Origin of the sequence: Fibrobacter sp. UWB1, from assembly GCF_002210325.1 — a bacterium.
GTDB lineage: Bacteria > Fibrobacterota > Fibrobacteria > Fibrobacterales > Fibrobacteraceae > Fibrobacter.
In genome coordinates this window covers 1-11,564 of sequence record NZ_MWQL01000016.1, presented here as the reverse complement: position 1 = coordinate 11,564, position 11,564 = coordinate 1, and the positions used below count along the sequence as shown (strand labels likewise).

Below are 11,564 nucleotides of genomic sequence, written 5' to 3'. Positions count from 1 at the left end.
CTGCGCTCGCAATGACATTATTATTCCGTCATGCGGATTTCGATATGGACTTCGTCACGCCACTTCTTTACCAGCGCTTCGAGCTTCTGATTTTCAAGATGGGTTGCAGCCATCTGTTCAATCTTACCGTAGTCTTCTTCCAGAGTCAAATCACGAATCTGGCGAGAATCATCCAGACGGAACAAGTGGTAGGCTCCATCAATCAGAACAGGTTCCGAAATTTCGCCCACGTTCAAGTTCGCAACCGGTTCCACATAGGCCGGTTCCATTTCGTTGCGCTGGAACCAACCGAGGCGGCCGCCGGCAAAGTTGCTGGACTTGTCTTCGCTAAACTTCTTGGCGGCAGCGGCAAAGCCTTCTGTCGTCTTGATAGCTTTTCTCAAAGAATCGGCACGGGCAAGAACCGCGGCAGAATCCTTCGCCGTCGGAATCGTGCGAAGCAAAATCTGGGCAGAACGCACACCGTCTTCTTTACGACCAAGCACGCGGGCAATATGCCAGCCAAGCTTCGTCTTCACCGGGTTAGAAGAATACTGACCGTTCTTCAGCAAATCCAAGGCACGTTCAAAGGCAGGGTCCAGCTGTCCACGCTTAAAGTATCCCAAGTCACCACCCTTGGCAGCAGAAGTATCCTGCGAATGGGCCTTCGCCAACAGTTCGAAGCTCATCCCCAGGTTCAAGGTGTCGATCAAGGCATCCGCGATACGTTTTACCGAATCCACAATCATGGAATCCGGTTCAATCGGCAACTGAATATGGCTCAACAGCACGCAATTGAACTGCTGCGGAATAGAATCCTTGTAATTTGCAAAAAAGGCATCCACTTCTTTTTTGGTCGGCGTAACAGAACCGACATGGCGCTGACGCACACGGGCCATTTCAATGTGGTTGCGAATCTGCTTCGAAAGTTGGTCGCGGTACTGCGCCATGCTAATGCCGAGCTGGGCACGAATCGCCTTTTCGAGCGTCGCAAGGTCCGTATTCTGGCTTGCGGCAAGCTGCGATAAGTGGGCGTTCACGCGCTGGTCGACTTCGGCATCGGTAATCACAATAGAATCGCGGTCAATGCGGCTCAGCAAGACCTTTTCTTCAATCATCTGGTCAAGCACATACTTGCGCTGGTCCGCTTCGGACATCGCAGAACCTTCGGGCGTTTCCTGAAAACGGTACAAGTTGTTCAAGAATTCCGAACGCATAATCGGCTTGCCATCGACCACAGCCGCAACCCCTTCCATCAACACGGGTTCAGCCATGGCAAATGCGGCTAACGCACTCAACGAAATAACAAATTGTTTCACTGCAACAGGAAACTTCATTACTTTTCCTTTTCGCTAAACACATTCATCTGCGAGAAAATCGGGCGTGCCTTCTTCCATTCCTTCTTCAGGCGGGCAAACACGGTCTTCTGGTGTTCGACCCAGGCGCGGGCAGCCACATCTTCGGCGACTTCGGCATAGGGCAACACATCGGCAGAATCGAGTCTCGACAGCACAACGACAGCCTTGAGCTGACCACCGCAAAGCTTAACCTGCGAAAGCTTGCCGAATTCCACATCGGTAAACGACGGCAAAATGCAGCTATCGGGGCTAACGGCAACCGTATCAAAGCGTTCAATGCGCTTCACCATCCAGCTTGCAGCCGGATAAGTTTCATAAGTCAGCTTCTTATGTCCCTTATAGTACATTTCAGCCATCTGCCAATCCTTAAAGTAAATCACGGCACCAGTCAGCAAGTTCCTGCCGCGCACAAACAATTCCGGATGGGCATGGTAGTAATCCAGCTTTTCGGTATCGCCAAGCATCATGGTGTCGGCAAACGTCTGCAAGTAATAGTCCACCGTGATCTTGCGTTCGGTACGTCTTACCTGTTCCTGAACGGCGGGGTCCTTCCAGAAGCCCTTGGCCATGGCTTCCTGGTAAATGGTTTCTTCATCAATCCAATGTTCCAGGAACGTCAGCTTTTCGCGGTCCGTCATGTAATCCCATTCAGGGACAAGACGGTAAAGTTCGGCCTGACGGAGTTTGGTTTCGCCCACCGAAACCACAACCGGGTCTTCCTTGGAAAATGGAACATCGCAGCCCGTCAAGCAAAAGAACGAGCATGCACAAACAGTCAGCAGAGAACGGATAATTTTATTCATCGGGGCTAAATTTAGAAAAAACCGAGCCCGCCGCCCACTCAAACAACATTCTTTTACTTTCAATCAGGCTTTTTTCTAAAGCCGCAATCCTAGAATTGGAAATAAAGGAACGGATTGTAGCTTTGTGTAAACAAAGCGAGAATGGCCACGATAAAGATGGCCAAGGCCACCGCCATACGAACCGGCGAAACCTTGCTGCACCAATCAAAGCTACGGAACTTCCAGAACGAAAGCAAGGCCGCAAGAGCCATAAAGAACAGACACGTCGGCGTAAAAATTTCAGCCGACAGAATCGCATCGGCAGAACTCACCGCATTGAACCCAAGCATGCTCTTCCACATGCGCCAGGCCTCGCCAATGCTGTCGGCACGGAACAGCACCCAGCCAAACAGCACAATCACCTGCGTAATCAGGACCTGCACCAGCTTGGGCGCCTTGTAATAGAAAGCGTTCTTGTTGTTCGCGCGTTCCACGATCATAAAGAAGGCATGGTACAGGCCCCAGCAAACAAACGTCCAGTTGGCACCGTGCCACACACCGCTCACGAACATCACCAGGAACAGGTTAAAGTACAGGCGGGCTGTGCCCACGCGGTTGCCGCCCAGCGGAATGTACAGGTAATCGCGGAACCAGCTCGTGAGCGAAATATGCCAGAACTTCCAGAACTCGGTAATGCTCTTGGAACGGTACGGGCCGTTAAAATTACGCGGAAAGTGGAACCCGAGCATGAGCCCAAGGCCAATCGCCATGTTCGAATACGCCGAAAAATCAAAGTAAATCTGGAACATGTACGCAAGCGAACCCCACCAGCTGTTCAGCACGCCGGGAGCATCGGCCGCAAACACGCGGTCCGCAATAATGCCCACCTGGTTTGCAAGGAATATCTTTTCGGCAAAGCCAAAACAGAAAAACGATATGCCGCGCACAAAATTTTCGAGCGTATGCGTACGGGTCGCAAGTTCCTCGGCCACGGTATTGTAACGGACAATCGGGCCCGCCACCAACTGCGGGAACAAGGCCACGTAGCAAGCAAATGTCGCAAAGTCCTTTACCGGAGGAGCAGTCCCGCGCCACACGTCAATCGCGTAACTCATGGACTGGAACGAATAGAACGAAATACCCACCGGCAAGAGCACCGTCATGACAGAGAACGGTTCACAACCGAGCTTTGTAATGACATCGTTCACGATGCCCATGCCGAACATGTAATACTTAAAGTAAGCAAGCGCCCCGAGGTTCACCGCAATAGCGGCCCCCAGTGCCAGATTCCGTTGCAGTTTAGAAGCCCCCGGAGCCGAAATAAAGCGGCCGGCCACGTACACCACCAGGGTGCAACCGAACATCAGGAACACAAGCCATGGTTCAAGCCAACCGTAAAAAACGTAGCTGAAAATCGTGATGAAAAAATTCAGCGTCGAGTGCTTCGCGTGCAGTTTGTACAACACGAAATAACCGACCAGGAACGTCGGCAAGAAATAGAAAAGGAATAGCTGGGAGGAGAAAACCATAAGAAATTCAGAGTTCCGAGTTCAGATTTCGGAATTGTTTTTCAACGCAAAAGCTCTGAATTCCGAATTCCGAATTCCGAATTATTATTCATTCACCTCAACAGCCAAGTAACGCGGGGATTCGTCGTCAAAGTATTCGTCTTCGACAGCGCCGTCCCAGTTGCCTTCGAGCGGCACTAGTTTGAGCTTATGCTTGGCCTTTGCCTTGAATTCACCCACATTGCCCTTGGACTTGTCGGCCATTTTGTCCTTGACCTTGCCGCGAGCAATGAGCGGGTTGTAAACGCCCACCAGCACGTCCTTGGCGTCCAGTTTGCCCGATTCCACCTTGAGCACCTTGTACTTGAACACGTACACGTAGCTGTACAGGTCGTTACTCGGCATCTTGCCCGGAATTTCGGTCAGACGGGCTTCGACAGCGATAGGATCAGCCACCGCAAAGACCGCGGCGGCAAACAGAATGGCAATCAATTTTTTCAGCATAATGCCTCCGGGGCCTAATATAGAAAATCTCGGCCGCCTAGTCGTCCAAAATGCAGCGGACAGACATTCCCCAATCAACGCTATAAGCCTCCCAATAGGAATACAAATCGCTGCGATCATTCAACAAACAGCGATATTCGTAATCATTTGAGGTCCAATACACGCCGTGTGCACCGCCACAAACGTCGACATTTCCAAAATATCGGCTAGAAAGGCCCGAAAAGCCATAAAGATCCGACCCTATTTCACCTGTCCAGGTACTAACGGATTTTAAGCTATTGCCCACCTCGGTGCTATCCCCAAGCTCAAGAGCTACAAAATCTTCAAGGACATCCCATTCTTTGCCGCTTGGCAAATGCCAGCCCACGGGGCAAACCGTCAACGCTTCTTCCTGATAATAAAGGCGGCCGTAGGTATAACAAGCGGTTGGTTCATCCAAGTAGCATCTACTTTTCGCAGAAATGTAATTCAAGTTTTGAGCCATCCAAGTCTGCGAGCCAATCTTTACCGTGCGATAAACCTGGCCATCGCGGGAATCCAAGAACTGACCGTACAATCCGGAACCAAGCATCTTTTTATTCAAAAAACCTTTATAGACGCAAGAATATTCCAGGCAATCATATTCCTGCGTTAAGTCAATGACCACGCGCGACGAAGACGAGGTTTCTTCCGACGAAGAAGATTCCGGCAAAGATTCCGAAGAACTTGAAATCACGTCCTCCGAAGACGAAGATTCGCCAGGCGTCGAAGATTCCTCCGCCGACGAACTTGAAGCATGCTTCTTGGAAGACGACGAAGATTTCGCCTTTTTCGAAGAACTGGATCGTTCCATCTTGAACCACAAGCCCTCTATACACCGGTAGTACGAGCCATCATTCATCACCAAAGACTGCTTGGGGAAAGAATTCCCCGTGCATGTCCCCATGTCGTACGGGGCATCATCCAAATTCAAATCTTCATCGAAGTAATCGTCTTCGGGGGATCCAACCGGAGAACCCGTCTCCACAATTCTATCGTCACCGCCGCACGCACTCAAAGCCAGCGCCGCCAACAACATTGTGTACCGCAAAAAAACTTTGCGCATTCCGTTCTCCTTCTTTACAACAGAGTTCCCTTCTCTTCGCAATATAAAAATTTAGTTTAACACACCCTTGGGGAGCTCCCATAGATTTTGGCCAGTATACATAACAGAAAAAGGTCCCGACTTTCATCGGAACCTTTTTCACTGCTTCACTTGGACTCGAACCAAGGACAACGCGATTAACAGTCGCGGGCTCTACCAACTGAGCTATGAAGCAATTTGGTTTTGCCTTTGAGATTGCTCTCATCGACGGCACCAAATATAGATATTCAGAATATTTCGTCAAGGGGTAAGGGCGAATTTTTTTGCGTTTTTTTTGAAAAAAATCGTTTTCGAGTGCATTTCGCAATTTTAGACGCCGCTTTTAACCCTTTTCACCAGCTCTGCCATGTCTGCCGGATAGTCTTGGCTGTCGAAAACGCGCGATTCTTTCCAGTAAGGCAACCGGATTTCCACCTTGTACGCATAAAGCATCTGCGATTTGCCGCCGAGGGCCTTTAGGTCTTCGGCGGAAAGGCCTTCTTCGGAATTGTCGATAGAAGGATCGCGCGACCAGGAGCGCGACATCTTCTCGTAGTAGATACCATCGAAGCTGTACAGGCGGTCGCCCAGAATCGGGTACCCGAGTTCTGCGAGGTGAGCCCGAATCTGGTGCTTGCGGCCCGTCAAGAGTTCGGCCTCCACCACCGAATATTTCGTCTCGCCGCCCACCGGTTGCGATAACTCGCCCACGCCCACCTTTCTGAAGCGCGTGTGGCAGGGTTTGCCGTCTTCAAAGTGGTGCATACGGAGCCGCAAGCGGTCCGCGGGGTCTTCGCGCAAAGGCATCGTGCAATCTACAGGCTCGCCCGCAGGGGTTCCTTCAACCTCGAAGTCCCCGCGCACAACCGCCATGTAGAATTTCTTCAGCAAGATTCGGTCCAGATTCTTCTGGAACCGCGCCGCCGACTCGGCATACTTCGCAAACAGCATGAGCCCGCCCGTGTCGCGGTCCAGGCGATGCATCGGGGTCGCCGTCTCGTAATCTGTCCCACGGCGCACAATCGAGGTAAACGTATTGTAGAATATGTGCCCCGTGTGGTGCACCGGCACGCCCGCAGGCTTTGCCACCAGCATGAATTCGTCGTCTTCGAACACGACCTTAAAATCCGTCGGAACTTCGGGCTCGGTGTAGTTCGTTACGTGGTAAACCACCTTGTCGCCGCGGTGCGCCACCGTTTCAAGAGTCGCCGTCTCGCCATTCACCGCGACAAAACCGCCTGCAATTTTTTCGCCCCACAGTTCGCGGCTATGGTAGGTAAAACGCTTGCAAAGCGAATCAAGCAAAAGCCAGCCCTCGTGTTCGGGCTGCACCACGCTCTCGAAATACATATCAGAAGGTACTGGCATAAGAAAAATCAGACTACAGGGTTCAAATGTGTGATGTGTGATGTGTGATGTGTGATTAGTCATTATTCATTTCACATTTCACACTTCACACTTCACATTACACACCATCCATCTACTCTCTATACAAATTGTGTTGCTTTATATACTCGTACACCTTCGGGTGGAGTCCCTTGGGTTCTTCGCCGCACAGCAGCGCCTTGCGGATCGCGGTACTCGAATATACGCCCTCAAACCCTTGCTCCGGCCCAAGCCACAAAAGGTCAGCATAACCCTTCGCCTTGTGTTCTACAATATCCGGCTTCGGGTAACCGTTACGGGCAAACACAATCAGTTCAAAATCGCGCAGCAGCAGGTGTCCGTTGTAGTTGGTTCCGAAAAAATGCATCGGGTCGCGCCAATGCGGAATGCCGTCGTAGGTATCGGCTCCAGTCAGCAGGCGAAAGTTAATGTCCGGGAATTTTTCCTTGAGCCCGCACAAGAACACGTACGAACCGCGAAAATCACCCTGTTGAATTTCCAAGTCCGAAAGAATCAGTCGCGGGTCGCCTTCCATGGCAAGTTCCAGCATGGCAAAGCGGTCTTCGGGGCTTGCGTTCAGTTTCTTGTCCCAACGGTCCGGGCTCGGCATAAACCAAACTTCGTCACAAAATTTCTTTTCTAGACAAGTCTTTGCCACCCTAATGTGATCCATGTGAACCGGATCGAACGCTCCCCCTAAAACAGCAACATTCTTCTTAAAATCAGACAAAACAAATCCTTAAAATTAAACCACTAGAACACGTACACCGAGAATCCCAAATTCATCTGGATGCACCCGCCGTGAACCTTCTTGTCCATAAACGGGTCGTAATGCGTCAGCACCCAGCGGTAAGCGACTTCGGCAAACAGCATCGTCTTCGAGAAAATAAACAACAGCGATCCAAAGCCCGCGCCCCATTCGTTCCAGGCCACGTCACCCAAGTCGCTCAGTTCCTTCACGCGAGAATACGAACCCAGCAAATAGACTTCGCCCAGCAAGTGGAGCCCCAATTCGAAATCCATTTCCGAATGGTCCACCTGGTAGTCCTTTCCGTCATCGGAATCCTCTTCGTAACCGTACATGCCATACCCCACGCGGAACAGCGCAAGTCCCGGGTACCAAATACCGATCATCGGTTCAATCTGGCGGAGTCCGATTCCTCGGTCAGAGCCAACGCCCGTACCGGAGCCAAAACCAAGAGCTCCGCCCACAATCAACGGCGTGCGGATTCCGTTCAGCAACGGGCCGGCAGATGTTCCTGCAGCAGCCCCCGTGGTCGGGTCAATGGCCGCTTCCATCTGCGACCAGGCCGGAACGCAGGCAAACAGCGCAAACACGAGCAAGGCAATTATCTTTTTCATAGGCACCTCACGATACGGCTATCACCGCCACACCGAGCCCCACCAACACGTTCACCGCGGCATCGACCTTGGTCATCTTGAAGAACTTCGGGCGGATAGAATCTTCCTTAAAAATCTGCGAAATTTCCAAATGCGACAAGTACATCGAAATAGCGAGTTTCACAAATACGGCTCCCACCACCCAGTAGGCAAACTCCGAAAGATACGTAAGCGCAATATACAGCACCGAAAGCGTGCCCGTCAAGAAAAAGTTCGAGCGGCGCACGGCACTCTCGTCCGAATCGTTTTCCAGCGCCATCGCCTTGAATTCCTTGACCTTTTCGCAAATTGCCTCGTAACTCGTCACCAGCTGGTGCAGGTTGTAACCCACCAGCACAATCGACGCCACCAAGGTAATTTTTACAGCAATATCCATCAAACCTAGTTCCTAGAATTCAAAATTCTCAAATAACTCGCATAGCGGGCCCGCGAAAGCTTACCCGATTCTACCGCCTCGCGCACCGAGCAGCCCGGTTCCTTCAAGTGCTTGCAGTTGCTGTACTTGCAGGTAAACAAGTCGCCCTCGAAAAATCCCGGGAAAATCTTCGCCAACGTTTCGCCATCCATATCGTCTTCGCCATTCGCAAGACCGATGCTCCGGATCCCTGGCGTATCAATTACGTAGCCGCCACCCGGAAAATCGAACAGGCTCGAAGAAGTCGTCGTATGCCTTCCCTTGCCGTCGCGTTCGCGCACGGCGCCGGTTTCGAGTTCGGCACCCGGCACCAGGGCGTTCACCAGCGTCGACTTACCCACGCCACTTTGCCCGCTGAACACAGACGATTTGCCCAGGAGTTCTTCGCGCAGGCGTTCAAGGCCCACGCCCGACTTCACGCTCACGGGAATCACCTTGTCAACGATACTCATGAAGTCGCGGATATCGTCGGTTAGGTCCGCTTCGCCATTCGGGAGCAAGTCCATCTTGGTCAGCACCAGCACAAACGGCAGATTGTTCAGGTTCGCCGCCAGCAAAAAGCGGTCCATGAACCCGTAGTTGAATTCCGGCTGGGTCACGCTCGCCACAATCACCACCTGGTCAATGTTTGCGGCCAGGGTGAGCTTTCGCCTAAAACTGTCGCGGGGGCCGGGGCGTTTGAGTTCGCTCTTTCGCGGGAGCACGCGCACCACGCAATACTTCTGCGACCCCACACCTTCGCCGCTGTCCTCGTCTTCGTTTACCTGCCCCAAAAGCACGCGGTCTCCCACCGCCGGAAATTCCCCCAACGCCTTCGAAGTCGTCGCACGGTACATGGCAGTAACAGTAGACGGTAGACAGTCGGAAGTAGGAAGGGTGTCATTCTGAGCGAAGCCGTTAGGCGTAGTCGAAGAATCTAACCGAACTTCACATGTTCTTCGGTGCACTTCGACCACCAGGCCCTCGACGCAGTCCTTTTCGTCGATTTTTTCCAGCGGGTCCTTGATTTTCTTGATGCGGGGATTCTTGAATTCGCGACTGAAACGCTCCTTGACCGGGCGCTCGTCGACAACGCCGGACTCCATTTCGCGCATCACGTCGATACGCCTGCTGCGGTGATCGCGGCGGGTCGGCCTTACACGTCTAGGTTCGCGTTCATCTTCGAAATCGCTATCAAGCATCACTTTTTGTCTTTAGCGTTCTTTTGGCAATTTAGAAAATCCGGCAAAGTTTCTTCCAGTTCTTCTTCCGAAACGGGCCTGTTCTGGCGAATGGACTCCATCAAGAAATGAATCGCCTTCAGGCGCCCATTGCACTTTTCAATGCAATTGTCGTAAAAGCCCTTCGTTTTGTAGTCGCCCTCGACCACGCGCTCCGACGCATACAGGAAATGCTCCACGCAAATCGAAAGCTGCTCGGCTTCCGCCCGCAAGTCCACAAGATTGCTTTTGGTAAAAAACGGCATACCACAAATATAGTAACAAAACCCCACGGCTCCAGAATGTAAGCTCGCCTCGCTCACATGGATTCGGCCTTCGGCCTCTAATGTTCGCTCGCCGACTTACTTTCCTCCGCCTTTGGGCATGCCGCTCCCGCTGTCATGCCGGACCCGATCCGGCACCTCCTTTGATGAATGAAAAGGGAGAAGTCTCTCCCTGGTTCGCACTTCGTTGCTCTCCACCCTCTCTAGCGGGGGCACCCCGCAACGCCCCGTCCCAATTGTCATGCCGGACCTGTTCCGGCATCTCCTTTCCTAGCCACAAAAAAACGCCACACGGATTGGAAATGCCTAACGGCATTTGTTTTCGTCACACGAATTCGAAATCACTAACGTGATTTCTTCTTTGCCATAAATAACTCCCATAGGGCTTTGACGCCTACGGCGTCCGCGGCGTCGTTCGGTCATGCCAAAACGCAAGCGTTTTGACGTCTACGACGTCCGTAGCTGCGGCTCGATAATGCAAAAACAAGTTTTTTGCGCTATCTCGCCTTGCATCCTTTTGTCGCGACGCTCACTTAGCACGCTTTTCCCCAATGCCCTGTTTTTGTTTATAATTTTTAAAGAAAGAAATCCGGCTCACCTAGATTTCGACAAATAATCCTTTACACAGCGAATGGATTGACCATAGTTCTTACGAAAGCCAGAATAATCATACCGATTTTTCTCTAAAAGAACATATCCTGCCGCTATATCTGTCCGCTCTTTAGGCAACCAATAAAAGCCCAATTTTTGCATATGATCATATCTACAGCCATCTTCATCATTAACCCCCCCTCCATTAAACAAAGCAGAAAATCCACTTTCATTGCCTCCATACGAAGCTTTTGATATCGCACGAGAAGCGGACTCATCTCCATGAATCAAAGCTCTCCATTCACGTTCATTCATCACATGCCAACCATCAGGGCATATCCCCTGTATTTGCAATTCACTCCATTCAGCCTCATAAACAATCCCTGGTGCAACAGAATCAGGGCAATCAGGCGTTGCACCCGTTTTCACACTATCACAAGCCTTCGGAAGTCCCATAGCCTCGCTCCAAGAATACAAACCACCAAAATAGTGTTCGCAATACCAAGGGTCATCGTCATAACAAAACTTTTCAACCTTGTCATCGTCAAAAGCAGTTGTTTCAAGTTTCACTTGTGTGCCATAATTCAGATTTTGAGCAAATACCGTAAAATACTCAATTTCTTTATAGTTGAAGTATATCTCAATCGTCTTGTATTCTTGACCGTCGCGAGAATCCACAAAAGTTCCGTACTCCATATTTTTATTAAACACACTGTCTTCTTTAAATAATTCCTTGAATGTATAGACTTTTTCTGAAGAACTTGAATACACAACCACTTCATAAACGCCATTTGTACATTGATATATTTCCCATGTATTAGTTGTTTTATTTTTTTTCTCAACAATTTTTCCTTCTTCAGAGCAAGTCCATACCTTACTTGACGAAGATTTTGCATTCGAGCTACTGCTAGATCGTACCGTTGTTGCGGAACTAGAATTTTTCTGCGAGCCATTCGAATCAGGCTTCAAAGACGAAGAAGAACCATTCTCGCCGACACTCGAACTGGAACCAAGGTCCTCATTGCTACTCGACGAGATTTCACCGATTGGATCGG

12 protein-coding genes and 1 tRNA gene are annotated in these 11,564 nt (G+C 50.8%); all 13 read right to left on the bottom strand.

Features of this window, described 5'->3' with window-relative positions; translation table 11 throughout:
* Positions 1–20: 20 nt before the first annotated feature.
* Positions 21–1,316 carry a peptidylprolyl isomerase gene (locus tag B7988_RS11665; protein ID WP_073317302.1) on the bottom strand — a complete coding sequence of 432 codons (1,296 nt, stop codon included), beginning with the start codon at positions 1,314–1,316 and terminating at the stop codon, positions 21–23.
* Positions 1,316–2,140 (bottom strand): hypothetical protein, encoded by an 825-nt coding sequence (locus tag B7988_RS11660; RefSeq protein ID WP_073317306.1) that lies wholly within the window; start codon positions 2,138–2,140, stop codon positions 1,316–1,318. The genes B7988_RS11665 and B7988_RS11660 overlap by 1 nt, the downstream gene beginning before the upstream one ends.
* Positions 2,141–2,229: 89 nt before the next feature.
* Complete coding sequence (locus tag B7988_RS11655) at positions 2,230–3,648, bottom strand: MBOAT family O-acyltransferase (protein WP_073317310.1); 1,419 nt, start codon at positions 3,646–3,648, stop codon at positions 2,230–2,232.
* A gap of 84 nt (positions 3,649–3,732) precedes the next feature.
* A complete protein-coding gene (locus tag B7988_RS11650) occupies positions 3,733–4,131 on the bottom strand; it encodes a hypothetical protein (protein WP_073317313.1) in 399 nt (132 codons plus the stop codon).
* A gap of 37 nt (positions 4,132–4,168) precedes the next feature.
* Positions 4,169–5,215, bottom strand: coding sequence for an FISUMP domain-containing protein (locus B7988_RS11645; RefSeq protein WP_088658046.1), 1,047 nt, complete (start codon positions 5,213–5,215; stop codon positions 4,169–4,171).
* Between the two features lie 141 nt (positions 5,216–5,356).
* A tRNA-Asn gene (locus B7988_RS11640) sits at positions 5,357–5,429 on the bottom strand.
* 134 nt (positions 5,430–5,563) lie between these two features.
* A complete protein-coding gene (locus tag B7988_RS11635; RefSeq protein ID WP_249268982.1) occupies positions 5,564–6,601 on the bottom strand; it encodes a pseudouridine synthase in 1,038 nt (345 codons plus the stop codon).
* A 112-nt stretch (positions 6,602–6,713) separates the two neighbouring features.
* Positions 6,714–7,349: a nicotinate-nicotinamide nucleotide adenylyltransferase gene (locus B7988_RS11630; protein WP_249268981.1), complete on the bottom strand. Its 636-nt coding sequence runs from the start codon at positions 7,347–7,349 to the stop codon at positions 6,714–6,716.
* A 23-nt stretch (positions 7,350–7,372) separates the two neighbouring features.
* Positions 7,373–7,981 carry a hypothetical protein gene (locus B7988_RS11625; RefSeq protein ID WP_141225651.1) on the bottom strand — a complete coding sequence of 203 codons (609 nt, stop codon included), beginning with the start codon at positions 7,979–7,981 and terminating at the stop codon, positions 7,373–7,375.
* A 7-nt stretch (positions 7,982–7,988) separates the two neighbouring features.
* A complete protein-coding gene (locus tag B7988_RS11620; protein ID WP_170930646.1) occupies positions 7,989–8,399 on the bottom strand; it encodes a hypothetical protein in 411 nt (136 codons plus the stop codon).
* Between the two features lie 2 nt (positions 8,400–8,401).
* Positions 8,402–9,616, bottom strand: coding sequence for a ribosome small subunit-dependent GTPase A (gene rsgA / locus B7988_RS11615; RefSeq protein ID WP_088658042.1), 1,215 nt, complete (start codon positions 9,614–9,616; stop codon positions 8,402–8,404).
* Positions 9,616–9,900, bottom strand: a complete 285-nt coding sequence (locus B7988_RS11610) for a hypothetical protein (protein WP_073317332.1) — start codon at positions 9,898–9,900, stop codon at positions 9,616–9,618. Before B7988_RS11610 ends, rsgA begins: the two co-directional genes overlap by 1 nt.
* A 612-nt stretch (positions 9,901–10,512) precedes the next feature.
* Positions 10,513–11,564 (bottom strand): FISUMP domain-containing protein (locus tag B7988_RS11600; protein ID WP_283160534.1); only part of this gene is annotated, 1,052 nt, incomplete at its 5' end.